At 47.5% G+C, this 26,048-nt stretch carries 19 protein-coding genes; 6 read left to right on the top strand and 13 right to left on the bottom strand.

Translation table 11 applies throughout. The features are described 5' to 3' along the window. Nucleotides 1-53: 53 nt before the first annotated feature. The 4 genes from MKY62_RS04040 to MKY62_RS04025 all read right to left on the bottom strand — a co-directional run bounded on the left by MKY62_RS04040 (nucleotide 54) and on the right by MKY62_RS04025 (nucleotide 4,810). Nucleotides 54-1,349: a nucleotide sugar dehydrogenase gene (locus MKY62_RS04040; protein WP_003179773.1), complete on the bottom strand. Its 1,296-nt coding sequence runs from the start codon at nucleotides 1,347-1,349 to the stop codon at nucleotides 54-56. An 85-nt stretch (nucleotides 1,350-1,434) separates the two neighbouring features. After that, on the bottom strand, nucleotides 1,435-2,499 hold the full coding sequence (locus MKY62_RS04035) for a Gfo/Idh/MocA family oxidoreductase (protein WP_003179771.1): 1,065 nt from the start codon (nucleotides 2,497-2,499) through the stop codon (nucleotides 1,435-1,437). Next, complete coding sequence (locus tag MKY62_RS04030; RefSeq protein ID WP_003179769.1) at nucleotides 2,496-3,605, bottom strand: DegT/DnrJ/EryC1/StrS family aminotransferase; 1,110 nt, start codon at nucleotides 3,603-3,605, stop codon at nucleotides 2,496-2,498. Before MKY62_RS04030 ends, MKY62_RS04035 begins: the two co-directional genes overlap by 4 nt. 122 nt (nucleotides 3,606-3,727) lie before the next feature. Further along, complete coding sequence (locus MKY62_RS04025) at nucleotides 3,728-4,810, bottom strand: glycosyltransferase (protein ID WP_003179768.1); 1,083 nt, start codon at nucleotides 4,808-4,810, stop codon at nucleotides 3,728-3,730. A 194-nt stretch (nucleotides 4,811-5,004) separates the two neighbouring features. Here MKY62_RS04025 and MKY62_RS04020 point away from each other — a divergent pair, with 194 nt between their 5' ends. The 5 genes from MKY62_RS04020 to MKY62_RS04000 all read left to right on the top strand — a co-directional run bounded on the left by MKY62_RS04020 (nucleotide 5,005) and on the right by MKY62_RS04000 (nucleotide 11,465). Next, a complete protein-coding gene (locus tag MKY62_RS04020; protein WP_003179764.1) occupies nucleotides 5,005-7,248 on the top strand; it encodes a glycosyltransferase in 2,244 nt (747 codons plus the stop codon). A 154-nt stretch (nucleotides 7,249-7,402) separates the two neighbouring features. Then, complete coding sequence (locus MKY62_RS04015) at nucleotides 7,403-8,776, top strand: glycosyltransferase (protein ID WP_003179762.1); 1,374 nt, start codon at nucleotides 7,403-7,405, stop codon at nucleotides 8,774-8,776. Between the two features lie 66 nt (nucleotides 8,777-8,842). Then, nucleotides 8,843-9,817, top strand: coding sequence for an NAD-dependent epimerase/dehydratase family protein (locus MKY62_RS04010; protein WP_003179761.1), 975 nt, complete (start codon nucleotides 8,843-8,845; stop codon nucleotides 9,815-9,817). Between the two features lie 17 nt (nucleotides 9,818-9,834). Next, on the top strand, nucleotides 9,835-10,377 hold the full coding sequence (locus tag MKY62_RS04005) for a DapH/DapD/GlmU-related protein (protein ID WP_016886263.1): 543 nt from the start codon (nucleotides 9,835-9,837) through the stop codon (nucleotides 10,375-10,377). After that, on the top strand, nucleotides 10,374-11,465 hold the full coding sequence (locus MKY62_RS04000) for a DegT/DnrJ/EryC1/StrS family aminotransferase (protein WP_003179756.1): 1,092 nt from the start codon (nucleotides 10,374-10,376) through the stop codon (nucleotides 11,463-11,465). The genes MKY62_RS04005 and MKY62_RS04000 overlap by 4 nt, the downstream gene beginning before the upstream one ends. Before the next feature lie 177 nt (nucleotides 11,466-11,642). On the opposite strand, the gene MKY62_RS03995 is transcribed toward MKY62_RS04000, so the two are convergent. The 9 genes from MKY62_RS03995 to MKY62_RS03955 all read right to left on the bottom strand — a co-directional run bounded on the left by MKY62_RS03995 (nucleotide 11,643) and on the right by MKY62_RS03955 (nucleotide 23,824). Beyond that, a complete protein-coding gene (locus MKY62_RS03995; protein WP_339613942.1) occupies nucleotides 11,643-13,811 on the bottom strand; it encodes an NTTRR-F1 domain in 2,169 nt (722 codons plus the stop codon). Nucleotides 13,812-14,044: 233 nt separating this feature from the next. After that, the gene (locus MKY62_RS03990; protein WP_339613941.1) at nucleotides 14,045-15,382 is read right to left on the bottom strand and encodes an NTTRR-F1 domain; all 1,338 of its coding nucleotides are present in this window, start codon (nucleotides 15,380-15,382) and stop codon (nucleotides 14,045-14,047) included. Nucleotides 15,383-15,601: 219 nt separating this feature from the next. Then, entirely contained in the window at nucleotides 15,602-16,936 is a 1,335-nt protein-coding gene (locus MKY62_RS03985; protein ID WP_003179752.1) for an NTTRR-F1 domain, read from the bottom strand. A gap of 126 nt (nucleotides 16,937-17,062) precedes the next feature. After that, entirely contained in the window at nucleotides 17,063-17,755 is a 693-nt protein-coding gene (locus MKY62_RS03980; RefSeq protein ID WP_003179750.1) for an N-acetyltransferase, read from the bottom strand. A gap of 106 nt (nucleotides 17,756-17,861) precedes the next feature. Continuing rightward, entirely contained in the window at nucleotides 17,862-18,578 is a 717-nt protein-coding gene (gene treR, locus MKY62_RS03975; protein ID WP_003179748.1) for a trehalose operon repressor, read from the bottom strand. Nucleotides 18,579-18,599: 21 nt separating this feature from the next. Continuing rightward, a complete protein-coding gene (gene treC / locus MKY62_RS03970) occupies nucleotides 18,600-20,288 on the bottom strand; it encodes an alpha,alpha-phosphotrehalase (RefSeq protein ID WP_003179746.1) in 1,689 nt (562 codons plus the stop codon). Nucleotides 20,289-20,361: 73 nt separating this feature from the next. After that, the gene (gene treP, locus MKY62_RS03965; protein ID WP_003179744.1) at nucleotides 20,362-21,774 is read right to left on the bottom strand and encodes a PTS system trehalose-specific EIIBC component; all 1,413 of its coding nucleotides are present in this window, start codon (nucleotides 21,772-21,774) and stop codon (nucleotides 20,362-20,364) included. 189 nt (nucleotides 21,775-21,963) lie between these two features. Further along, a complete protein-coding gene (locus MKY62_RS03960) occupies nucleotides 21,964-23,376 on the bottom strand; it encodes a sodium:alanine symporter family protein (protein WP_339613939.1) in 1,413 nt (470 codons plus the stop codon). 61 nt (nucleotides 23,377-23,437) lie between these two features. Further along, entirely contained in the window at nucleotides 23,438-23,824 is a 387-nt protein-coding gene (locus MKY62_RS03955; protein ID WP_003179739.1) for a DUF1992 domain-containing protein, read from the bottom strand. Nucleotides 23,825-24,085: 261 nt separating this feature from the next. Here MKY62_RS03955 and MKY62_RS03950 point away from each other — a divergent pair, with 261 nt between their 5' ends. After that, complete coding sequence (locus MKY62_RS03950; protein ID WP_003179737.1) at nucleotides 24,086-26,047, top strand: LTA synthase family protein; 1,962 nt, start codon at nucleotides 24,086-24,088, stop codon at nucleotides 26,045-26,047. The last annotated feature ends 1 nt before the right edge of the window (nucleotide 26,048 follow it).

Genomic DNA, 26,048 nt, shown 5'->3' with positions numbered 1-26,048 from the left:
AACTTATTGTATTCCGAACGGATCTGGGCGTGAGTCGCTGCAGAAAAATTGATTCAGGAGCGCCCGTTTCCGAGCTGGATGACTTTTGCTTTTCCGGCTGCTTCCCTCAGCACTCCTCTCGTATCAAATATCACGTTTGCATGGTTTAATAACAGCTCTTTCGGGAGTGCGTCATGATCAGTTAAAATGACAACACAGTCATACTCTTTCAGCATCTTTGAATCTATCGGCACGCTTGCTAGCTTTTTGCCGCTGAGGTCGAGGTCCGGAACGTGCGGATCATGGTAGGAAACATCTGCTCCCATGCCGATCAGCTTCTCTATAATATCAAGCGATTTTGATTCGCGGACATCCGCGATATTTCGTTTATAGGTGACGCCGTAGATTAAGATGCGGGCGTCTGTCGCCTTGTCTTTCCCTGCCAGCTGCAAGGAGCGCTCTGCGATATAGCGGACGATTCTATCATTTGTCGCTTCCGACAGCTCGATAAAGTCGCTCGATAATCCGCTTTGTTTCATGACAAACTGCAAATACAGCGGGTCGACGGGGATGCAATGGCCGCCGATGCCGGGGCCTGGATAAAAAGCCGCAAACCCATACGGCTTCGTGCTTGCCGCCTCGATGACTTCCCACACATTCACCCCGAGCCTGTCGCATATCATCGCGAATTCATTAATGAATGAAATATTAATAAACCGGTACGTATTTTCGAGCAGCTTTGTCAGCTCCGCTGTTTCTGGCGATGTAACAGGCACAACCTCTTCATAAATGCCGCTGTATAATTGATGCACCTTTTCAAGGCATGCATCCGTCGCTCCTCCTACTACCTTCGGCACGACCTCAATCGGGAACTGATTGCCCGGATCAACGCGTTCTGGAGAATAAGCCAAGTAAAAATCCTTCCCGCATACAAGGCCGCTTTTTTCCAGGATCGGTTTGACGATGTCTCTTGTCGTACCCGGATATGTCGAGCTTTCCAACACGACGAGCTGCCCTTTTTTCAAGTGCGCTCCAATCAATTGCGCCGCTCTTTTCACATAATTCAAATCAGGACCCGCATCATCATTCAAAGGCGTCGGCACGCAGATGATGACGGCATCCGCTTCACCGATTAAACTGTAGTCCGAAACAGGACGAAAGAAACCGGTGCCTATTCCGTCCTGCACCGCTTGATCGTTTATATCCGAAATATAGCTGGTTCCTTTCCGCAATGCCTCGACTTTCTTTTTGTCCAAATCAACACCGATAACCCGCATTCCTTTTGATATCAACAACATGGCCAAGGGCAGACCGACAAACCCCAAGCCGATGACCGCTATCGTTTCGTTATGAATTTCCTGTTTGCTCATTTATCAACTCGCCCCTTCTGTACATTCCTTTAATAAACTATGTTTCAAATCTTTTTTTGAAAGGGACGATCTACCAAAACAAAACCTATTTATTTTTCATATCAGTTGTTTGAAATGAAGAAAGAGGCAGCTGCACCGGTTGCTTCTGCAGCACAGATTGATAGATTCCAAAGATGGTTTCAATCGCCTTTTTTCCTTCATAGCCGTCAACCAATAGCGTGTCTTGGCGCTTGAGGGCGCTTATAAAGTTTTGATACATTGCGGTTTGTTCGCCGCCGATGTCAATCAGCTTTGCCGCTTCTTCAGCATCCGCCTTCTCCCCGTGGATGTACCAGCGGCTGATCCGGTTTAATGCCGGACCTTCCAATGAAATCGTTCCATTTTCTCCAAAAATCGAGAGAGAGCTTCCGATATTGTTTGGCTGTGTGACGATATTCGCTTCTACTACACCTTTCGCCTGACTGGCAAACGTCAGAATACCGACAGCAACATCTTCCGTTTCTTTAGCTCCGGAGCCGCCCAGCATATCTCCGTAAACGCCTTTTACATCACCTAAAAACCATTGCAGCAGATCGATCAGATGTATCCCTTGATTGACCAGCATCCCGCCGTCTTTTTCCCAGCTTCCCCGCCAGGATGCCGCTTCATAATAAGCGGGGGACCTGTTTAAGCGGAGCGATACCGTGCCCAAGTAGATCTTTCCCAGCTTTCCTTCCTCAATCGTTTCCTTCAGTTTTTTCATGATCGGCCGGTGGCGCATCTGGTGGCAGACCATGAGCTTCAGCCCGTTCTGCTCCGCCAGTTCTATAAGCTCATCGGCATCCCGTAATGACAAGGTCATCGGTTTTTCGACGATGACGTGCTTGCCTGCCAGCAGCGCATGTTTGGCCATTTCGGCGTGCAGTCCCGAAACCGCCGCAATAATGACCGCTTCAATTTTAGGATCTGAAAGCAGCGCTTGATACTGCGGATAGCGGGTCATTCGGCTTTCCTCACCGGCGAGGGAAGCATAGTATTCTTCCGCTTCCTTCATTCTTTCTTCCTGCAAATCACTGACGGCCGACAACTTTGCATCATCGCACTCGGCCAGTGCTTGAAGATGTTTTCTTGACATATAGCCGCAGCCGATTAAACCAAAATGAACCGTCACTTTTCCCCTCCTCCTTTTTTCAGCAGCGCAGAAATAATCTGATCTTGTTCCTCGGCGGCTAGAAAAGGATCCATCGGAATGGCGAAAAGGGTTTCGGACAAGGACTCGGCTATAGGAAAATCGCCTTTTTTGTACTGCAGTGAAGAATAGACCGATTGCAGATGAAGGCAGCAAGGATAATACACACCTGAATGAATGTCCTGCTCTTTCAGCGATTGTATGATGTAGTCGCGGTTTTTCGCGCCGATACAATAGAGATGATAGATATGTGTGCGGTCCTCTTTCTCTGCCGGCAGTGTGAGGTGCTCCGCCGTTTTCAAACCTTCTCTGTAGCGGCTGGCCACTCTTCTTCTTTGTTCATTCCAGCCGTCGATTTTCTCAAGAAGAATGAGTAAAGCTGCGGCGTGTAATTCATCAAGACGGCTGTTGAAACCGATTTTGTCATGGAAGTATTTTTTGCTAGTGCCATGGGTTCTGAGTGTTCTTAATTGCCGGGCTGCATCCGGGTCTGAAATCGTCACCATTCCCCCGTCTCCCAATGTTCCCAAGTTTTTTGTAGGGAAAAATGAAAAACAGGCGGCATCCCCGATGCTGCCGACAGGCCGCTCTTTATACGATGCGCCGAACGCTTGGCAGGCATCCTCAATCACAAGCAGTCCGTGTTTTTTGGCAAGCTCCATGATCTCGTCCATATCAGCCGGCTGTCCGAAGATATGGACGGGAATGATCGCTTTAGTAGCAGGGGTGATCTTTTCTTCTATTTTTTTCGGATCAAGATTGTATGTTTCAGGATCGACATCAGCAAACACAGGTTCAGCCCCCACCCTTGAGACGGCTTCGGCGGTGGCGAAAAAAGTGAACGGGGTCGTAATCACTTCATCCCCTTTGCCGATGCCGAAAGCTTCAAGCGTCAGCACCAATGCATCCGTTCCGTTGGCGACCGCGACCGCTTCTTTTACACCAAGCTTTTCAGCTATTCTTTTCTCTAATTCTTCAACCTTTGGCCCCAATATATATTGGCCGCTGTCCAGCACATGTTCAAACTCTTTTAAAATATCCTGTTTTACTGTTTGAAATTGACGTTTTAAATTGACTAACGGGATCATCCTTTGTTCCTCCTCTAAATTCAAAAAGTTCCAAAATAAGTTATGATGCCTGCCGCTAAATTGGCACGGCTTGATTTTATTCATAAAAAAAAGACCTACTTGTTCAGTAAGTCTTTACAATGCTAATTGTTAATGCCTAATTTCCCTTCCAGCAGCTGTTTGTTATGAAGGACGGATTTGTCTTCGGGACGGTATTTCCTCGCCTCTTCATTATGATGATACGACTTTTCAAAGTCTCCTAAATTGTAATAGCACACACACATTTGCAAATGAGGGTACCAAGTATAGTATGCCGGATAGGTGAAGCTCCATTTATTTGAATCAGGCACCAATGTTGTGGCCAGCTCATACCAGTAGATAGCGGCCTTGTATTCCCGCCTCCGCTGAAAGTTATAGCCGATTCTTGAGCATGTTTCGGCACGAGGCGTTTTAGAAAATTCAAATGACTGGAACAGAGATCTCAGCTCATTGTCCATGTCGCCGAGAAAGCGGTGGCAGTCGGCTTTGTTGATGCAGGCGTATACTTTGTCTTCAATCCATCCTTCTTTCATTTCAATGTTTTTATTGTAGCTTTCAATCGCTTTTTCGTAGTGTCTGTTTTCTCTTAATTCATTACCGTAGTAAAAATAGTCGCGCGGGGTAAACGTGTCGCCGCGATCAATCTTCTTTTGGTAAATATTGAGGTTTCGTCCGACAGAGTGGCGGATTTTTTTATGCGTCACTGAAATATCGGCATTGATGATGTTCCCGAATACCTCCAAATATTGATGGCAGTCGCCTTTCCATTTAAAGTTCTTCTCCCTTTTCACCAGACGGTTGCGGCGGTACCTTAATGTCACATTTCCGAATTCGTCGGTTCCAGCATCATAGTACATAGACACGGAATCAACGGAAGGATCAAGCGTTTCCTTCAACTCTTTCAGTTTTTTCTGATCTTCTTCAAGCAAAACATCATCCGCATCCAGATAGAGAATATAATCCTTAGTGGCGTGTTTGAACGATTCATTGCGGGCAGCCGCAAAATCGCCGATCCATTCAAAGAAAAAGACGCGGTCTGTGTATCGCTTCGCAATCTCTACAGTTTTATCTGTCGACCCCGTATCAACAATATTAATCTCATCTACAATGTCTTTCACTGTATCAAGGCATCTCGCTAATACTTCTTCTTCATTTTTGACAATCATACATAGACTGATTGTAACCAAAGCCTTCACTCCCTGAGACTCTTTTTTAAAATCTACCCATAAAATATGAAACAGCAGCTGATCGCGTTTGTGCCACTATCACTGTTTTATATTTTCAAGGCTGCGCCATTTCCAAAGTATTTTTCATAGAACTTTCTTTTTTCGTTTGAATATAGATACTACTAGCGAAAATGTGTTTAACCAGGAGGTTTCAGATGGATAATGAATTGGAATATCTGCTAGACTCTGTTGGGCTTAGCTGGAGAGAAACTGAAATATCCCAACTGATTTTTCATCACAAATGGCACGATGCTGCGCAGAAGCTTGAAGAGAAGCTGAAAGCCGCTCCCTTCGATCCCGGCTTGCTGATAAGCGCTGCTTTTGTCTGTGAAAAAAAGCAGCAGGCTCAGAGAGCGTCTGAATTATATGATGATGCCCTCCTATTTGTCAGGCGCGAACATCGACCTCGCCTCATGAAGGAGAAAGAAGACCTTTTCAAAAAAATGGTCAGGCGTCCAAAAATCATTTTTTTCGTCAAACCGGATTTGGACCGGTTTTTGAATTCTGTCGTTGAGCACCTTTCCGGAACTTACCGGACAAAAAAAATCGTGGTTCATGACCTGAATCAAATCGACGCTGGCATGCAATGGGCGGATATTTGCTGGTTTGAATGGTGCGATGATTTATTGATCCACGGGAGCAAAGTCCCTTCTGCAGCGGCTAAAACATTAATATGCAGACTCCACAGCTATGAAGCATTTACTTTTTATATTAAAAAGGTATATTGGCAAGCGGTGGACCAAGTGATTTTTGACGGAGAGCATTTGCGGGAATACGTATTGGATCAAGTCAAGGCGTTGAAAAAAGAGAAAACGGCCGTCGTTCCAAATGGAATCAAGCTAGATCAATACACTTTTAAACAAAGGCAAAAAGGCTTTCACATCGCTTATGTCGGCTATATCAACTATAAAAAAGGGCCGATGCTTTTGCTGCAGGCTTTCAAAGCACTGATTGACAAAGACCCAAGATACAAATTGTTTATCGCCGGGACGTTTCAGGACGCCCGCTATCAGTTGTATTTCAATCAAATGATTGATGAGCTCCGGCTGACTGACAACGTCCAATTTGACGGATGGCAGGATGATATGAATCAATACTTGGAAGATAAGCATTACCTGATTTGCACGAGCCTTCTTGAAAGTCAGCATATGTCGGCCATGGAAGCGATGGCTAAAGGCATAAAACCGCTGATTCACAATTTTTACGGCGCAAAGACGATATACGATGAATCAGTTGTTTGGAATACAATAGATGAATTCGTGGCCATGATCACAAGCGGTGATTATACATCTCTCCATTATCGGTCGTTTATTGAAGAGCATTATTCATATGACCTGAGCATGCGCAAAATTGAAGAGATGATTTCAGGCTTTGCAAAGCAGTCAGAGTTGACGGTTATGCCAAATCCGCCGCTGATTACGGTAGGCATCATCAACTATAATTACAGTAATTTTATTGATGAATGCCTTCAATCCGTTTTAAATCAACTCTACCCTAATATCGACATTCTGATCGTTGACGACCATTCAACTGACGGCTCCATGCAAAAAACCAGCAGCTATCAAAAAACGCATCCGCACATTCGAGCGATATGCCACAGCGAAAATACAAAACTTCCTGATCTCGCTTTTAAAGAAATCTTCCAAGAGGCTAAAGGCGAATATGTTCTGCTTTTAAGCGCAGATGATTTCCTCCCGCACAATTTGGTGATCCATGACTTTATGCAATGCTTTTTTGAAGAAGAGGGATTGGATTATGTTTACGGCGACCTTTTGCTCGTTGATCAACACGGGAAAAATGCGGGTCTGTGGACATATCAAGAGTATGGCGATGAGGAGCTGGTGAGGACGATTTTTCAAAGGGGCGGCTCAGGCATTGTCCCGATGGTGGGCATGTTTAAAGCATCTTATTATCAGCAAAAAGGCTTCACTTGGCTGGTTGATCCGCAAAAGCCGCTTGCAGGGGATGTGCTGAATTGTTTAGCCAATACGAAGCGCGGCTGGAAGCGGCGCTATTTAAAAAAACCTGTATTATGCTACCGCCGCCACCAAAAAAACATTTCCTACCAATTGCATAAAAGAATTCAATCGCTTGTGTACGTCATGGATTATATTGTGAAAGAATTTGACGAAAGCGTCTATTTTCCTCATATCAAATGGAAGGAGCTTGAGGAAAATCAAAGACAGTCCTTGAAATATTTCAGCATCGGGAAAACCTTTTGGAGAATGGCCCGGAGATACGCACAAAACGGATATACCCGGCATCTAGACCATGACGGCAAAAAAGAATGCATTCAGCCGCTCCTGAACAAAATGGATGAGTACTTCCAATTAAGCCTCGCTTCAGACAATCAGTATGAACGATATATGAAAAATATTAAAAAAATCCAGCTGATATAAAACCTTCCGTTCTTTGGAAGGTTTTTCTCTTGCACTCTCGCACAAATACACAGTCATATAGATTCATTTATACGTATGATAGAGCGCACAAAGTGTTTTGTATTCTGCTATTTAAAAGGAGAAATTGAATCAGCATGATCGATGGGAGGTCATCATGAAAGATTTCAAATCAGATATCATTCATTGTCTGGAACAAAAAGAGTGGAACAAAGCCATGAAGCGCCTAAAGGAGTGGGAAGCCGAGGGATCGCATAACGAGCCTGACTTTTATTTTCTTCAAGCCTCTCTTTCTGTTTATCTCGGCCATGACCATAACGCTTGGCTGTGGCTCTGGAGAGGGCTAGATCTTTTTCCTGAAAACAGATCTTTAAATCTGCTGATGGGAAAAGTGTGCCTGCGCACCGGAAGGGAAAAAGAAAGCGCAGCCTATCTTCAAAAAGGAGATGGAGCAGAAACCGCAAGCGCGCCGAAGCTTGACCTTCCTGTTGACGAAAAAACCGAACCTCCGGCTGGGCAAATCCGCATTTTGCAAGGCACAATGGAAATCGCCAATCAAATGAATACCTTGGCTAAAGGGCTCTCACAGCATGGCGCGCTTGCCCACACTTTAAATTACTATCCGTATTATTTAAATTACGCTGCCGACTACACCTGGTCATTGCTGAAAGAACGCAATACGCCCGCCATGAATGCGAAGCTGAGAAGGCTTGCCAATGATCTCCTGCCATCCTATGATTTGTTCCATTTTCATTTCGGCACAAGCTTCACGCTGGACATGTCGGATTATCCCATTTTAAAACAGGCTGAGAAACCAATGGTCATGCATCATTGGGGCAGCGATGTGAGGCTTTATTCAACATTGGCTAAAACAAATCCATACGCCGTTGTTAAAACGAAAAACGAAGCTCGAATTCGATACCACCTCAAACGAATTTCCCAATATGTCCAGCACTGCATCGTCGCCGATATGGAGCTTTACGAGTATGTAAAAGACTATTATGAGCATGTCCACATGATTCCGACCATGATCCAGCTTGACCGCTATACTCCCGACTACAGGTCAAATGAAAAGCCGCTCATCGTTCATGCCCCCACCTCTCCCGGAATAAAAGGAACCCGCCACATCCTTAAGGCGGTGGAATCTTTAAAAGAAAAATACGATTTTCATTTTCACCTAGTACAAGGGGTTTCTCATGAACAGGCAAAGAAAATCTATCAAAAGGCGGATTTGATCATTGATCAGCTTCATATCGGAAGCTACGGATTATTTGCCGTCGAATCGATGGCAATGGGGAAACCCGTTATCTGCTGGATCAGTGATTTTATGAAGGATCACTATCCTTCCGAACTGCCTCTCATAAGAGCAAATCCCGCCAACATTACAGAGGTGATAGAAAGTGTACTGAAAAACCGGGATATGCTGCCGGAAATCGGCCAGAAAGGAAGAAAGTATGCAGAAGTTCATCATGATATGGTGAAAAACAGCAAAAAAACATTGGCTGTTTATCAGTCGCTACTTTCGGAATGAAGTTGAACAACTTTCCCGTCGCGGGATTTGTATGTCAAAAAAACGAAACAAGCAGGTGAACAATTGATGAGCAATATGACAGAGTTATCCGGCCAGCATATTTTCATAACTGGCGGAGCAGGCTTTATCGGATCCTCTTTAATAGGAAAGCTGATAGAGCGCAACAGCGTCACCGTATATGACAATTTTTCAAGAGACTCCCTCCGGTATAAGCCTTACCGGGACCATCCTCACTTGAAAGTGGTGCAGGGAGACATTTTGGATTTGAACGCGCTTAAAAAGGCGATCCAGGGGGCCAGCCACATTGTCCACGCCGCCGGCATCGCTGGGATTGACACGGTCATTCAAAACCCGGTTAAAACGATGCAGGTCAACATGATCGGTTCAGCCAATCTGCTTGAAGCGGCTGCCGGTTTAACCGAATGCAAAAGGGTTGTCTGTTTCAGTACAAGCGAAGTGTTCGGCCAAATCGCTTTCAGAGCGCGCGAGACCAGTCATACTGTTTTAGGAGCGGTGGGAGAAGCCCGCTGGACATATGCTGTCAGCAAACTCGCCGAGGAGCATATGGCATATGCCTATTTTAAAGAACTGGGGCTTCCGACCGTCACCGTCCGCCCTTTTAATGTTTATGGACCGGAACAAGTCGGCGAAGGCGCCATCAAAACGATGGTTCACAGAGCTCTGTTGGATGAGCCGATCTATATTCACGGCGATGGAACGCAAATCCGGGCCTGGTGTTACGTAGATGACATGATCGACGGAATTTTGCGCTGTTTGACGATGAAAGAAGCCGTCGGAGAGTCTTTCAACATCGGCAATGAACGCACTGTGATCACCGTATACGGATTGGCAAGCACGATTATCAGAGTTCTCGGATCAAAATCACAAATCTTCTTTGGGGAGAAAAAAGAAGCCGATATTGAACTGCGCATCCCTCAGGTCAATAAAGCAAAAGAGATGCTCGGTTTCAGCGCTAAAGTTGATCTGGAAGAAGGCATCAGAAGAACAGCTGAAAGCATTAAAAAAAATTTGGAGCAATAAGAAAGGAGGCGCTTTTGTTGAAACAATGGAAAAGCGAAGGAAAAGGTGAATTCACTCTTTCCCAGCTTGGGGGCTGCGGCGAAAACGTCGTTATCGAAGACGGGGTCCGCATTTTTCATCCGGAAAACATCTATATCGGAGATAACGTTTATATCGGCCATGACACGATTTTAAAAGGCTATTATAAGCATGACCTGGTCATCGGTTCAAACAGCTGGATCGGACAGCAATGTTTTATACACGGTGCCGGCGGGGTTACAATCGGAGAATTTGCAGGAATTGGTCCGAACGTCCGGATGCATGCCGCTTACCATACCGATCCTGATAAACCCGACAGTACCATTTTGTTTTCGCCGCTTACATTCGCTCCTATTCATATTGAAGAAAACTGCAACATCGGGATCGGTGCGTCTATCCTAGCAGGCGTTACGATAGGCGCCCACTCCAAAATCGGAGCAAATGCCGTCGTCAATCGCAATATTCCCCCGTACAGCATAGCAGTAGGCGTGCCGGCAAAGGTGATTAAAAACCGAAGAATGAAAGATGAGGATCTCTCATGATCAGATTGATCGAGCCGTATATTACATTTGAAGAAGTGCAAGCAGAATTAAAGGAGATATTTTCCTCTGGCATGCTGACAAAAGGCCCTTATGTCAGAACATTTGCTGATCATATGAGACAGTATGTCAGTGCAAAGCATGCTTTTTTAACAACATCGGCAACAACGGCTTTATCGATGTGCCTTAAAAGCCTGAACGTGCAACCCGGAGATGAAGTAATCGTCTCAGACTTCTCGTTCCCCGCCACTGTCAATGTAATAGAAGATTTAGGAGCCAAGCCGGTTTTTGCCGATGTTGATCTTGAAACATTTAACATGCTTCCAGAAGAACTGGAAAGTCAAATCACGTCCCGTACAAAAGCCGTTCTTTTTGTAGATGCTCTTGGAAACCCGACAGGCATCACCAACATTAAGCAAATTTGTAAGGAGTACGGCTTACCCCTTGTGGATGATGCCGCTTGTGCGATCGGCAGCAGCGAATACGGCTGTAAATCCGGAAAAATTGCCGATCTCACCTGTTTCAGCTTTCACCCAAGAAAGCTGCTTACGACAGGCGAAGGCGGGGCAATTACAACCGACCGGGAAGAGTTGAAAGACTGGCTTTCGGTCAAATTAAACCATGGCGCTGCCATCTCTGACGGAAAATTGGATTTTATAGATTTCGGCTACAACTACAGATTATCCGATATCCAAGCCGCTCTTGGAATTAAACAGCTCCAAAAACTTGATGACATCATTCATCGGAGAAACCTTCAGCAGAAAGCATATAGTGAACAGCTTGAACCCCTCGGATTCCAAAGTCAACAAATCGGTCCTAACGTTGTACACAACATACAATCCGCCGTTTTCAAAGTTCCAAAAAACATCGTTCGCGACGAATTGATTCAATATTTGAGCGACTGCCATATAGAGTCGACTTTCGGAACTTATTGTTTAAGCGGCACTACCTATTACCGCCGCAAATACAGGCAGATTAAACCGAATTCCATTTTTCTGGAACAAAATACGATCACCCTTCCCTGCCATGATCAAGTCAATGTGGATCAGGTAGTCTCAGCCATTCAATCATTTAGCCAACGTAAAGGCTAATCAATCAAAAACATCCCTTTCACAAAATAGTGACAGGGATGTTTTTTTATTCTTAGAAATAAGCAATAGAAAAAAGGCAGTAAACCATAGGTTTACTGCCCCCTGAATCATTCGCATAGCATTCCAGCGAAGTTCCGGAAAAACAAACGGAAAATATTTGCTAATAGTCGTTAAATATTAAGCGCCGGTTGGACCTGTCGGGCCAGTTGGACCTGTCGCTCCGGTTGGACCTGTTGGACCTGTCGCTCCCGTTGCTCCGGTTGGACCTGTTGCTCCTGTCGGGCCGGTTGCTCCTGTCGCTCCCGTTGCTCCCGTCGGGCCGGTTGCTCCCGTTGCTCCGGTTGGGCCTGTCGCTCCGGTTGCTCCCGTTGCTCCGGTTGGGCCTGTCGCTCCGGTTGCTCCCGTTGCGCCTGTCGCTCCCGTTGGACCTGTTGGGCCTGTCGCTCCGGTTGCTCCCGTTGCGCCTGTCGCTCCCGTTGGACCTGTCGGGCCGGTTGCTCCCGTTGCGCCTGTCGCTCCCGTTGGACCTGTCGGGCCGGTTGCTCCCGTTGCTCCTGTTGGACCTGTTGCTCCCGTTGGACCTGTCGGGCCGGTTGCTCCCGTTGCTCCGGTTGCTCCTGTCGCTCCGGTTGCTCCCGTCGGGCCGGTTGCTCCTGTCGGGCCGGTTGCTCCTGTCGGGCCGGTTGCTCCGGTTGCTCCTGTCGCTCCGGTTGGACCTGTTGCGCCTGTCGCTCCCGTTGGACCTGTCGGGCCGGTTGCTCCGGTTGGACCTGTTGCGCCTGTCGCTCCGGTTGCTCCCGTTGCGCCTGTCGCTCCCGTTGGACCTGTCGGGCCGGTTGCTCCCGTTGCTCCGGTTGCGCCGGTTGCTCCGGTTGCGCCTGTTGCTCCCGTCGGACCTGTTGCTCCTGTCGGGCCGGTTGCTCCTGTCGCTCCGGTTGCGCCGGTTGCTCCCGTCGGACCTGTTGCTCCTGTCGGGCCGGTTGCTCCCGTTGGACCTGTTGCGCCTGTCGGGCCGGTTGCTCCCGTTGCTCCGGTTGCGCCGGTTGCTCCTGTCGGGCCGGTTGCTCCCGTTGCTCCGGTTACGCCTGTCGGGCCGGTTGCTCCCGTTGCTCCGGTTGGACCTGTTGCTCCCGTTGGACCTGTCGGGCCGGTTGCTCCCGTTGCGCCTGTCGCTCCCGTTGGACCTGTTGCTCCTGTCGCTCCGGTTGCTCCTGTCGCTCCTGTGGCTCCCGTCGGACCTGTTGGGCCTGTCGCTCCGGTTGCTCCCGTCGGGCCGGTTGCTCCAGTTGGGCCTGTTGGGCCTGTCGCTCCCGTTGGACCTGTCGGGCCGGTTGCTCCGGTTGGACCTGTTGCGCCTGTCGCTCCAGTTGCTCCCGTTGCGCCTGTCGCTCCCGTTGGACCTGTCGGGCCGGTTGCTCCCGTTGCTCCGGTTGGACCGGTTGCTCCCGTTGCGCCTGTCGGGCCGGTTGCTCCCGTTGCTCCGGTTGCTCCTGTCGCTCCGGTTGCTCCCGTTGCTCCCGTCGGACCTGTTGCTCCTGTCGGGCCGGTTGCGCCTGTTGCTCCCGTCGGACCTGTTGCTCCTGTCGGGCCGGTTGCTCCTGTCGGGCCGGTTGCTCCTGTCGCTCCGGTTGCTCCCGTTGCGCCTGTCGGGCCGGTTGCTCCCGTTGGACCTGTTGCTCCCGTCGGACCGGTTGGGCCGGTTGCTCCTGTCGGGCCGGTTGCTCCCGTCGGACCGGTTGGGCCTGTCGCTCCTGTCGGGCCGGTTGCTCCCGTCGGACCTGTTGGGCCTGTCGCTCCTGTTGGACCGGTTGGACCTGTCGGGCCGGTTGGGCCGGTTGGACCTGTCGGGCCGGTTGGACCTGTTCCTCCGCCTTCTACATCTAATAGTGCTACATCATCTACAATGACATTCGCTGTACCTGCCTGCGGCAAAGTATTAATCAAAATGAAAGCCATAGTAGAGCCAGCTGGAGCTGGGGTCGTCGTTTGATAGACTTCAAGCCATGTATTATTTTGGACAATCGGTAGTCTGTTGAACGGGATATTTAAAAAGAGACCTTGGCCTAAAAAGTTAAATGAACTATCAAAATAAGACACTTGAATTTGCACCTGAGGCGATGGAGCAGGAAAACCTTCTTTAGCTAGAGAAACTAAAAATTCCAATCCTTCTCCTGCATCTACTGGAACAAATTGTGCAATAAAAGAAGTAACAGCCCCGCCCAGTAATCTTGCCGACCAAAAACCTGAATGAGAAAATTGAGTTGTGACGGTTGCATTTTGGCCTACCCAGGGTGGAAGTGCCCCGTTTTCAAAGCTGCCGTTTACAACCAAATTTTGGATCGACATCTAGGATTTTACCTCCCTTTCACTAGATTAGCTTCAATTCCCTTTTCGAGAATGAAGCTAACATATACTATGTCTCCTTGCTAAGCTCGGTCACGTTATTTTCCATACGATTAAAACACATTTATAGAAGTTAAATCCGAGTGAATCAAACTATATTAACTTTAAAGCAACGTTCTTTCACTTAATATGAAACTTCAAAAGGGGAAAGCTCCATTTAGCTTTCCCCCCTCCCTTTAAGGGAACCGAATGAGATTTAAATCTCTATTAAATGCTGCAGCGGAAGTAACATTTGAAGCCGTTGTTACCGCTACCCTAACTGAATAATCAACTGTTGCGGTGGCAGGAACTGTATCAACAATTGTGCTGGCTAATGGAAACCTTTGAGTGCCGGCAGCCGCGAGACTCCTATTAAATATTCTTGTTTGAACTAAAGTTCCTCCTCTATATAGCCTTATTTCAAAAATTATATTACTGTTTGCAGTATTTACAGCTTCTATAGCCAATGCATAATCCACCTTAATATTTTGCCCACTAGTGACCGATACATTAGGAACCGATACAACAGTTACTTCTGTATTTAAAGGAACCGTTGGCGGATTGTAAACAGTAGTAGACCCAAATAGATTGTTAAAGAATATAGCAGTTTGTGGACTGGCTGGTCCTGTTGGTCCTGTTGGACCAGCTGCTCCCATTGTTCCTGCTTCACCCGGCGGACCCGTTGGACCCTGTGGACCTGTTGGGCCGGTTGCTCCTGTTGCCCCTGTTGGACCCGTTGCTCCGGTTGCCCCGGTTACTCCTGTTGGACCTGTGGCTCCCGTTGCGCCTGTCGGGCCTGTTGATCCTGTTGAGCCGGTTGCTCCCGTTGGTCCTGTTGGACCCGTTGCTCCTGTTGGGCCTGTTGCCCCTGTTGGGCCTGTCGCTCCCGTTGGGCCAGTTGCGCCTGTCGCTCCTGTCGGGCCGGTTGCTCCTGTTGGACCCGTTGGGCCTGTCGCCCCTGTTGGACCCGTTGCTCCGGTTGCCCCGGTTACTCCTGTTGGACCTGTGGCTCCCGTTGCGCCTGTCGGGCCTGTTGATCCTGTTGAGCCGGTTGCTCCCGTCGCTCCTGGTTGATCAATTGTTATCATTGCAACATCATCAATTAGTATCGGTGCCCCCCCACTAAGAGGGAGTTTTTGAATAGTTACCACTCCTATAACGGTTCCAGGAGGAGCACTATTCGTTGTAGCATATATTTCATTCCACACATTTACTGCAGATAGACGGTTTACTGGAATTGTTAAGCTTAATCCCTGCGACAAAAAGTCAAAAGAGGAGTTGTAATAATCTACTGTTATTACAATCGCAGGATTAGGAGCGCTGCTAGCTTTTGAAATAGATATAACAAATTCAAAATTCTCTCCCGGGTTAACCAGAAAGCTCTGAGCTAAGATTCCAATCGATGAAGTTACCAAGTTAACACTATAAATCCCTGAATGGCTGAAATTAGAAGTAACTACGGCATTAAATCCTGTCCAAGGCGGCAGAGAACCGGTTTCAAACCCTCCATTTATTATTCGATTCTCAATGGTCAATCAAGTTTCACCACCCTTTCTCAAAAATTGAGATAATAATATCCCTCAAACAAAATATGAAATATCTATGTATACCGTTTGGATAAAACTCTATTTCTTTGAATTTTTATAACGCCAATCGCTATAAATGATAAATTTTATAATTTATCATTAGAATCTTTTAAACAAAAACCCCCTTTAAGCTTTATGAAAACTTAAAGGGGACTCTTCATTTTACAATCAATCAAAGATTACAGCATTTAGCGCTCTTGTATTAACATTGGCTGCCAAAAGGTTAGTCCCTGTTACATTAATTCTAACCTCATAAGTTTGTGTTCCTGCCCCTGGTGTATCAACCCATGTAAGGTTAGGAATATCACCATATACACGAACCGAACCTGCCGATTTTTCATCCTGAGAATCAACAGACACTTGTGCGATAGCGCTGTTATTTCTATACAATGTAAAAATTATACTGTATTCAAAAGTAGTAGCTGGCCCTATGATAATATCAACTTCAGCCATAGAATCGAGTTTTATATTCTGTCCAGCTGAAGAGGTAACAGTTGTCGTTAGAATTGGTGTTTCGCTGCCAACTGTGAGTGAAACAGGGTCAGTTGACTGCGCCGGTGTTCCCAACAGACTTCCCGGACCCGTTGCGCCTGTTGGACCTGTTGCTCCCGTCGGACCGGTGGCTCCCGTTGCGCCTGTTGCTCCCGTCGGACCTGTCACTCCGGTCGGACCCGTCGCTCCTGTCGAACCTGTTGCTCCTGTCGGACCTGTTGCTCCCGTCGGACCTGTCACTCCTGTTGGACCTGTCGCTCCGGTGGCTCCGGTGGCTCCGGTCGGGCCGGTGGCTCCCGTTGGACCGGTCGTTCCTGTCGGACCTGTCGCTCCGGTGGCTCCGGTGGCTCCGGTCGGGCCGGTGGCTCCCGTTGGACCGGTCGGGCCGGTTGCGCCTGTTACTCCCGTCGGACCTGTTACTCCTGTTGGACCCGGCGCTCCTGTCGGACCTGTCACTCCTGTTGCTCCTGTCGCTCCCGTGGCTCCCGTTACTCCTGTTGCTCCCGTCGGACCTGTCGCTCCTGTTGGACCTCCTCCACCCTCAACACTCAATAGAGCAACATCATCCACAAGCACACTTGCAGTTCCCGCCTGCGGAATGTTGTTGATCAAAATGAATGCCTGGGTGGTGCCAGAGGGAGCCGGTGAAGTTGTTTGATAGACTTCAAGCCATGTCCCATTTTCGGCTGCCGGTATTCTGCTTGACGGCACAGTGGCAAACAGCCCGTATCCGAGAAAATTAAATTGACTGTCAAAATAAGTAACCTGTATCGTTACAGAAGGTGCCGGGAGAAAGCTTGCTCTCGCAAGAGAAACAAGAAATTCGCTTCCTTCCCCCGCCCTGGCCGGAACAAATTGAGCAATATATGATGTGACTGTTCCGCCAAGAAATCTCGCAGAGAAAAAACCTGAATGCGAAAACTGGCTTGTAACAGATGCGTTTACGCCTAACCAGGACGAGAGGGTACCTGTCTCAAAACCCCCGTTCATCACCGCGTTTCGAATGGACATTTTTCCACCCCCAATTCCTCTTCAATTTGTGGCTGCAATGATCTTTAATAGATATTGAAGCTCTATATCCTATGATCTCTCTTTTTATGCAGACACGTTATATAACACGGCTGAGATGAAAAACCGTCACTTCATCAACCGGCCTGGATTGCCCACAGCCGTTTTGCCTGCGGGAACATCTTTTGTAATGACGGCACCCGCTCCAATGACCGCCCCCTCCCCGACGACAACCGCCGGCAGCAATGTTGCGTTATTCCCGATTTTCGCTCCTCTTTTAATAGTTGGACCTTGATACGGGTAGTTTCCCTTTCCCATATATTTATCATTTGACGTGGAACAGCAGGGACCGATAAACACTTCATCCTCAATCGTCATATCAGCAGTGATATAGCAGCCCGTTTGAATTGTTGCTTTACTTCCAATTCTGGTATTGTTTTCAACCATCGCATTGCGTCCTATAATGCTTTCTCTGCCGATCGCGACATTTTCGCGAATGCTCGCCATATCCCCCACGAAGACGCCTTGTTCCAACAGCACGTCTCGGTAAATCACAGCGCTTGCTCCAACTATGGCATCATCTTCTATCCGCAAAGGGGCTCCTGCCTGCTTCGGCTGGCGAGCCATTTTTTTATTTGAAGAAGCCGCTTTGCCAAGGACGGCCAAATCGCCGATTTTCACCCCGCTGCCGATATGAGTGTCCTTTTTAATAATGGCATGATGGCCGATTGTTACGTTGTCCCCGATGACCACATTTTCTTCAATAACGGCATGCTCTCCCAATACCACGTTCTTTCCGATCTTTGCAGTTTCATGAATCATTGCTTACATCCTCCATTTCTCATTTACACCTGCTGTAGCATATTCAATGCGGACGTAATGAGAAACGGCTTCATAAAAAAACACGGCCGCCGTCAGGCGAACCGTGCTACTTTTCTCTTCTTGCAAAATCGACAAACCGGAATTTATCAAGGCGGTGTCTGCTTTCCGTATATTGAAACAAGGTCGTATCATCAAGAAAAACGAAATTTTTCACGACCACAATGTGCTCGTATCCGTTCAGATCCAAATACTCTTGATCCTCTGCCGTACATGGCTCGACTACAATTTCCTTATGAGCATAGCTGATGACGAGCCCGCATTCATCTTCAAGGTATTGATAGATCGAGTCCTCGCATATTTCTTTCGTTAAAAGCGGCACGTGTTTGCGGATAAGATAGTCTTTATCCAGGATGATACGCTCTCCGTTGATGTTCCGCGACCTGACAACCCGCCATACCTCTTCATCTCCGGAAGTGCGGAGCTGCTTTTGAATATATGCGTCCGGATGCGTCAAGCCGAACTCATGGACCGTCGTGCTTGTCTCTTTTCCGAGCGTTTCTGAAAGCTCCTTAAAGCTGACCAAACCGGAAACCGGGAACTGCATTTTCTCCCTGTGCAGCACGACTGACCCCTTCCCTTTAATCTTCTGAATATATCCGTTCTGAGCAAGCACGTTCAGCGCTTTCCGAACGGTTTCCCTCGAGGTGTCGTGCTGTTCGGCAAGGTCGTTTTCAGACGGCAGGATATCTCCGGCATTCAGTATGCTTTGATCGATTTGTTCCGCGATTTGTTTGTAAATCATCATATACTTGTTGATCTTCATTTTTTTACCACCACGCTTAGTTTAGCATGGTTTGGCAAGATGATAAACAATCGATTGATATGGTTTCACTGTGAAGCGTTTAAATGACTCGGGAAGATCGGTGTCATTGGAAATGAGAACCTTGGCATCATAGCCTTCAATATCAATATCGTCAGGCAGCTGAAACTCGGTCTCTTTCCCGTAAAAATTATTGATCACCAGCAGTTTTTCATCCGCTCCGTTTCTCAAATACGCGTAAAGCTCTTGATCGTCTTCCAGTATGAGCTGATAATCGCCGGTTGTAATGATATCGAATTCCTTGCGGAGCTCATTCAGCTTTTTATAATGGTAGAAAATCGAATCAGGATCGTTGAGCGCTTCTTCTGCGTTGATTTCTTTGTAGTTGTCAGGCACCGGAATCCACGGTGTGCCCGCCGTAAACCCGGCATTTTCTTCTCCGTTCCACTGCACCGGCGTCCGCGAATTATCACGGGATTTCGCTTTCAAGATTTCGATGATTTCGGCTTCCGGCTTCCCTGCTTCTTTCAGGATACGGTACATATTGAGAGATTCGACATCCCTGTAAAGGGAGATGTCATCGAATTTCGGGTTGGTCATCCCAAGCTCTTCTCCCTGGTAAATGTATGGCGTTCCCTGAAGCATATGAATCGCGGTTGCCAGCATTTTCGCAGACTTTTTGCGGTATTTTCCGTCGTCCCCGTACCGTGAGACGATCCGCGGCTGGTCGTGGTTGCACCAGAACAATGCGTTCCATCCGCCCCCTTTATTCATTTCCGTCTGCCATTCAGAAAGAATCTTCTTCAGCTTTAGAAAATCAAAATCCGCAAGCGCCCATTTTTCCCCGTTTGGATAGTCGGCCTTTAAATGATGAAAGTTAAACACCATATCGAGCTCACGGCTTTCGGGGTTTGTATACCGGATGCAATCTGCGATTGTAGTCGATGACATTTCTCCGACCGTCATGCTGTCATATTTTGAAAAAACCTCCCTGTTCATTTCATTCAAAAACTCGTGAACCCTCGGCCCGTCCGTATAAAATCTGCGTCCGTCCCCCTCGTCATCATCAGGGAAACGCTGGTCTTTTGAGATGACATTGATGACATCAAGTCTGAAGCCGTCGATTCCTTTTTCAAACCAGAAATGCATCATCTCGTACACTTTTTTTCTGACTGCTTCATTCTCCCAATTCAAATCCGCCTGTGTCACATCATAGAGATGGAGATAATACTGTCCGCTCTCTGCATGAAACTCCCACGCCGAGCCGCCGAATTTCGATTCCCAATTTGTCGGCGGAGCGCCGTTCGGCTTCATGTCTTTCCAAATATAAAAGTCGCGGTACAGATTTTCTTTGCCGGACGCCGCTTCTTTAAACCATCTGTGCTCTGTTGATGTATGGTTGACGACAAGATCCATGATCACCTTTATGCCGCGCTTGTGGGCCTCTTCAAGAAGCTCTTCAAAGTCGGCCATTGTTCCATATTCTTCATGGATGCTGTAATAGTCGCTGATGTCATAGCCGTTGTCGTTTTGCGGCGATTGATAAATCGGCGTCAGCCAAATGACATCACAGGCGAGCTCCTTGATGTAGTCGAGCTTTTCGATGATGCCGCGTATGTCGCCGACACCGTTTCCTGTTGTATCTTTAAAGCTTTTCGGATAAATTTGGTAGACGACTGCTTTTTTCCACCATGGATTTTCTTTCGTTTCCATTTTCAACACCACCGCTTTCTTCTTTATGAAAATGGGAAAAGGGCAGACAAATATGCGCGCCCCTCTCCCTCTCTTATTTCATTTTTAATTTTGCGTAGAGATATGTTCCGGCAAACGGCGCGATCAACACGATCGCCATTCCGATCGCAAACGCTCCCCAGTATTGGCTCATAATAGAGAAAATTCCAGGTACGCCGCCGACGCCGACAGAGCTTGCCAAAACCCCTTGCGAGGAAATGAACATACCGGCAATCCCCGAACTGATCATCGCGATCACGAACGGAAATCTGTATCTGAGATTCACTCCGAACAATGCCGGTTCGGTAATTCCGAGATAAGCTGAAATTCCGGATGTCAGGGACAGGCCTTTCTGCTTCTCATCTTTGACAATAAACATCATCGCAAGCGCGGCTGAACCTTGTGCAATATTGGACAGCGCGAGCATCGGCCATAAAAATGTTCCGCCGAGCTTTGAGCCGATCAGCTGAAGGTCAACGGCAAGGAATGTATGATGCATTCCGGTAATGACGAGAGCGGCGTAAAGCCCTCCGTATAACAGTCCGCCCAGTACGGCGAATTGTTCAAAGACAGCAATAAGGCCTGATGTTAAAACATTTCCGATGGCAAATGTAATCGGTCCAATGACAATAAATGAAGCAAAACCTGTGACAAGCAGCGTAATCGGTGCCACAACAAGGAGCTGAATGCTCTCAGGCGTCCGCTTTGTCAAAAAGCGCTCAATTTTTGCCAGCAAATAAGAAGCGAGCAAAATGGGAAGCACCTGCCCCTGGTAGCCGACCTTCTGCACTTCCAAACCGAATAAATTCCAGACAGGAATCTCTCCGCTTTGCTCCGCAGCCCCGTATCCCCAGGCGTTTAACAAATCAGGGTGCACAAGCATGACGCCGAGCACGATGCCGAGCAGCGGATTTCCGCCAAACCGCTTGACGGCCGACCAGCCGATTAGCGCAGGGAGAAATGCGAAAGCAGTCCCCGCGATCAAGTTAATCATATTAGCGAGATCCGCCCATTGCGGATAGACTTCAACGATTGATTTTCCGCTGAAGAAAATGTCTTGAGCCGTCAGGATATTGTTGATCCCCATCAGCAGCCCGGCAGTGACAATCGCCGGCAATATTGGAATAAATATATCTGCAAGCGTTTTCACGGCACGCTGTAAAGGATTCATATTTTTCTCTGAGGCTTTCTTAACATCATCCTTTGACGATTCGCCGATTCCTGTTGCCTTCACCAGCTCCGCGTACACATTGTTGACCGTTCCTTGGCCGATCACCACTTGAAATTGGCCGTTAGTCGAAAACGATCCTTTGACAACATCTATTTGCTCCAGCACCTCTTGATTGACTTTGCTTTCATCGAGCAATGCAAATCGCAAACGCGTTACACAATGGGTTACCGCTGCAATGTTGTCAGCACCGCCGACAGCATCGACAATCCGTCGCGCTGATTGATTCAAATCAGTCATTCCAATCCCTCCTTCTCCTCTTATAACCTGTATATACACGTTATAGGTATATTGTATTCCTGTATATACAAGTAGTCAATATATTTTTGTAGCGCTTTCAAAAATTAAAAAAAGCCGGATGTTCCCTTCATAAAACGTAGGAGAGCAAGGCTTCCTCCGATTTATGAGCCGGGAACAAACCGGCTGTGATCATAAATTGTTCACTTTTTCGTCACCTTCATAAACGCCGTCCTGCTGACCGATGTCTTTCAAATAATACTTTTCTGATGTAAAAAACTCATCATATAAAGACCTTACTTTTCTGCTCAAGAGCAGCACCGCCAAAATATTCGGAAGAAGAATGAAAACGAGCGCGAGATCGAGGAATCCCCATATCGCCTTTGCTCCTCCGGCAGCACCGATGACGACGGCGGCCAGGTAGATGAATTTAATCACATGTCCCGCGAGCCGTCCGAACAGAAATTCAGCTTGTTTTACACCGTAAAAAATGACTACTGTGATCGTTGATAAGACAAAGAAAACGAGCGAGACAGAGACGAAGTATCCGCCCACAGGGCCAAAATAGCTGCGAAATGCGGCTGCGGCCAGCGCCCCCGGATCGCTTGATGCGTTTTCGCCGGTCCAGACGCCTGATGCGAGCACGACGAAGGCGGTGGTCGTGCAAATCAGCAGCGTATCGACCACGATGCCGATCACCGCCCAGAACCCCTGTCTCACAGGGTGGTCGGTCATCGCCGCTGCGTGGGCAATCGGCGCCGTCCCCATCCCGGCTTCGTTGGAATAAAGGCCTCGTGCAAACCCCCAGCGAACGGTTTCGGCAACTGCCGCACCTGCAAAGCCGCCGAATGCCGAAGAAGATGTAAACGCATTCAAAAAGATGAGAGAGAAAAAAGCGGGTACAGAGGAAAGGTTTGTGACGACAATCAGGAAACCGGCCCCGATGTACACCCCTGCCATAAGCGGAACTGCGAGCTCCGTCACTTTTCCAATCCGTTTAATCCCTCCGATCACCACTAAACCGATCAAAAAAGCAATCCCGATTCCGGTGTATAAACGATTGAACGAGAACGTCTCAGCCAGCGATGCGGAAACCGAATTTCCCTGCACCATGATGCTCGGTACAAGTTCGATCATCAGCGCTACTGAAAAAAAGACGCCGAGCCATTTCATGGAGAGCCCTTTTGTAATGTAATACATCGGTCCCCCGACATATTCGCCCTCTTCATTTTTTTCTCTGTAGTGGACGGCGAGGACGCTTTCCGAAAACTTGATCGCCATGGCAAACAGCGCGACCAGCCACATCCAAAAAACGGCTCCCGGACCGCCGAACATGATGGCCGCAGGCACACCGACGATATTGGCGGCGCCGACTGTTGAGCTGAGAGCCGATGTCAAAGCCTGCAGCGGTGTAACCGTCCCTTCTCCTTTCGGCTTTTTGCCGACACTTCCGATCGTCTGCTTAAAGATATAGAGAGGATAGCGAAATTGAAAAAATTTCAGCAGGATCGTCAAGTAGACTCCTGTCCCTGTCAGCAGTATGATCAGCGGTGGCCCCCACAGCCAATCTGATATGTATTCAACCCAATTCAATAATCGTTCCATCCTATCACCCTTTTGTTCGTTTACGGGTCAATACCACTACAGGGGAGAAATAAACCTGCTTTTAGCGCTTTTTATTTCCGCTCAGCCTTCGGTACACTTTTTCTTTATAAAACGCTGAGGCAGGCTTGGAAAACATGCCTTTTTTGTCGGCGAGCCTGTCGAGCCTGAGCCGGGTTTCTGTTTTTCTCTCAATTAAACGCTCGCGCTCGTCTTCATCCGCGCACTTTGCGATTAAGTCGTCAATCGTCATCAGTTCTTTCTTTAAAGCGCCTTCATCCCCCGCCATTCCGGCGTTTTTCATCACTCTGTAAGCCATGCGGAGATGCTCTGGAACATGGGCGGCATCGTCTTTTTTCAAAGGTTTCCCCATTCCCGGAAGCCCTTCGAATTCGCCGTCCTTAATGGCCTGCTTAATCTTGTCTTCAGAAACGATGCTCGAAAAATCCATGGTCTAAATCCTCCCTTTTCGTTCATATACTAACAACAGTCTGCCATAAAGATCAGTTCCCGCCAATGCAATACAAGCGTAAAATATTCCCAAACATCTTTTTTAAAGCTGTAAAACCCTGATTTGACAGGGGTTTTGCGATTTTTTTCGCAAGGCCGGTTTCCGCTTTTCTAAATCGGTATTTCATGGTATATTTTATACATTCGTTTTTTTCTTTCGTTCCGATGGTTTTTACTGATCCGGAAAAAAGGAGTGTAACAATTGAAAAGATTTATTAAGGAAAGAGGCCTTGCCTTCTTCCTGATAGCCGCTATATTGCTATGGCTAAAAACTTATGCTGCGTATGTAATTGAATTTAATTTAGGAATAACCAACACAGTACAACACATTTTGCTTTTTGTGAATCCGATTAGCTCAAGCTTGTTCTTTCTTGGATTGGGACTCTTGTTCAAGAAAAAAATACAGCAGACAGCGATTATAGTGATTCATTTTTTAATGTCTTTTTTGCTATATGCGAACGTTGTATACTACAGATTTTTCAGCGACTTTATCACGCTGCCTGCAATCATGCAGGCAAAAACAAACGGAGGACAGCTCGGGGACAGCATCTTCTCGCTTATGCACCCGCTTGATGTTCTGTATTTCATCGACACCTTTATTTTAATCGGGCTGGCTGTTTTCTATAACAGACCATCTGAAACAACAACGAAGCGTCCGTTTAAAATTGTGATGGGAGCAAGCATCCTCGTCTTCCTCGCCAACCTGGCCGTTGCCGAGATCGATCGTCCGGAGCTTCTGACCCGTTCTTTTGACCGCAACTACCTTGTGAAATATTTGGGAACCTACAACTTCACAATCTATGATGCGGTGCAAAATATCAAGTCAAACAGCCAGCGCGCACTGGCAAGTTCCAGCGACGTAACGGAAGTTGAGAACTATATTAAAGCCAATCATGATAAGCCGAATGCCGAATACTTCGGAAAAGCGAAAGGCATGAACGTGGTTTACATTTCACTGGAATCACTTCAGACCTTCCTGATCGATTATAAGCTCGACGGCAAAGAAGTCACGCCATTCTTAAATTCACTGGCGCACGACAATGAAACGTTTTATTTCGATAACTTTTTCCACCAAACCGGACAAGGTAAAACGTCCGACGCCGAATTTATGATGGACAACTCGCTGTATCCTTTATCGCAAGGGTCAGTGTTCATTAATAAAGCGCAAAACACGCTGCAGTCGGCTCCGGCCATTTTGAAGTCTCAAGGCTATACATCAGCGGCGTTCCACGGCAACTACAAAACGTTCTGGAACCGCAATGAAATGTATAAAGCCATCGGTTATGACAAATTCTTTGACGCTACGTATTACGATATGAGCGAAGATAAAACGAAAAACTACGGGTTGAAAGATAAACCGTTCTTTGAAGAATCAATGCCGCTGTTGAAAAGCCTGAAACAGCCGTTCTATACGAAGTTTATCACCCTTTCGAACCATTTTCCGTTCGAGATGGATGAAGGCGATACAGACTTCCCTGCCGGGGATACCGGCGACAGCGTCGTTGACCATTATTTCCAGTCGGCCAACTACATGGACCAGGCGCTTGAACAATTCTTCAACGACCTGAAAAAAGCCGGACTGTATGATAATACGATTGTCGTCATGTACGGGGACCACTACGGTATTTCTGAAAATCACAACAAAGCGATGGCCAAAGTTTTGGGCAAAGACATCACACCATATGAAAACGCCCAATTGCAAAGGGTGCCGCTGTTCATCCACGCGCCTGGGGTCAAGGGAATCAAATCCCATAAATACGGCGGCGAAGTCGATGTAGCCCCTACCCTGCTTCATTTGATGGGCGTGAATACGAAAGATTACCTGATGAGCGGTTCAGACCTTCTGTCACCGGAACACCGTGAAATTATTCCGTTCCGCAACGGCGATTTCGTCTCTCCGGAATATACGAAAACGAACGGAAACTACTATGACACGAAAACAGGAGAGCTACTGAACGAAAAAGACATCGATCCGAACATCGAAGAGGCCGTGAAAAAAGAACTCGAAATGTCGGATAAAATCGTCGACGGAGATTTGCTGCGCTTCTATAAACCGAAGGGCTTTAAAGCGATCAATCCGAGCGACTACGACTATACCAACCACAATCCGAAAACATCAGAATCTGATGCGGCGCAAACAACGAAATCGGATTCCGGACAATAAA

The sequence above is a fragment of the Bacillus sp. FSL R7-0646 genome, assembly GCF_037969865.1.
Classification (GTDB): domain Bacteria; phylum Bacillota; class Bacilli; order Bacillales; family Bacillaceae; genus Bacillus; species Bacillus licheniformis.
Note: the sequence above shows the minus strand (reverse complement) of the source record. Positions and strands in the feature narration are given on the sequence as shown.

What these genes read in the sequence shown, in the direction of transcription:
- MKY62_RS04040 (WP_003179773.1), bottom strand. Translation starts at nt 1,349, where the DNA reads ATGAGCAAACAGGAAATTCATAACGAAACGATAGCGGTCATCGGCTTG.
- MKY62_RS04030 (WP_003179769.1), bottom strand. Translation starts at nt 3,605, where the DNA reads ATGATCCCGTTAGTCAATTTAAAACGTCAATTTCAAACAGTAAAACAG.
- MKY62_RS04020 (WP_003179764.1), top strand. Translation starts at nt 5,005, where the DNA reads ATGGATAATGAATTGGAATATCTGCTAGACTCTGTTGGGCTTAGCTGG.
- MKY62_RS04015 (WP_003179762.1), top strand. Translation starts at nt 7,403, where the DNA reads ATGAAAGATTTCAAATCAGATATCATTCATTGTCTGGAACAAAAAGAG.
- MKY62_RS04010 (WP_003179761.1), top strand. Translation starts at nt 8,843, where the DNA reads ATGAGCAATATGACAGAGTTATCCGGCCAGCATATTTTCATAACTGGC.
- MKY62_RS04000 (WP_003179756.1), top strand. Translation starts at nt 10,374, where the DNA reads ATGATCAGATTGATCGAGCCGTATATTACATTTGAAGAAGTGCAAGCA.
- MKY62_RS03995 (WP_339613942.1), bottom strand. Translation starts at nt 13,811, where the DNA reads ATGTCGATCCAAAATTTGGTTGTAAACGGCAGCTTTGAAAACGGGGCA.
- MKY62_RS03985 (WP_003179752.1), bottom strand. Translation starts at nt 16,936, where the DNA reads ATGTCCATTCGAAACGCGGTGATGAACGGGGGTTTTGAGACAGGTACC.
- MKY62_RS03980 (WP_003179750.1), bottom strand. Translation starts at nt 17,755, where the DNA reads ATGATTCATGAAACTGCAAAGATCGGAAAGAACGTGGTATTGGGAGAG.
- treR (WP_003179748.1), bottom strand. Translation starts at nt 18,578, where the DNA reads ATGAAGATCAACAAGTATATGATGATTTACAAACAAATCGCGGAACAA.
- treC (WP_003179746.1), bottom strand. Translation starts at nt 20,288, where the DNA reads ATGGAAACGAAAGAAAATCCATGGTGGAAAAAAGCAGTCGTCTACCAA.
- treP (WP_003179744.1), bottom strand. Translation starts at nt 21,774, where the DNA reads ATGACTGATTTGAATCAATCAGCGCGACGGATTGTCGATGCTGTCGGC.
- MKY62_RS03960 (WP_339613939.1), bottom strand. Translation starts at nt 23,376, where the DNA reads ATGGAACGATTATTGAATTGGGTTGAATACATATCAGATTGGCTGTGG.
- MKY62_RS03955 (WP_003179739.1), bottom strand. Translation starts at nt 23,824, where the DNA reads ATGGATTTTTCGAGCATCGTTTCTGAAGACAAGATTAAGCAGGCCATT.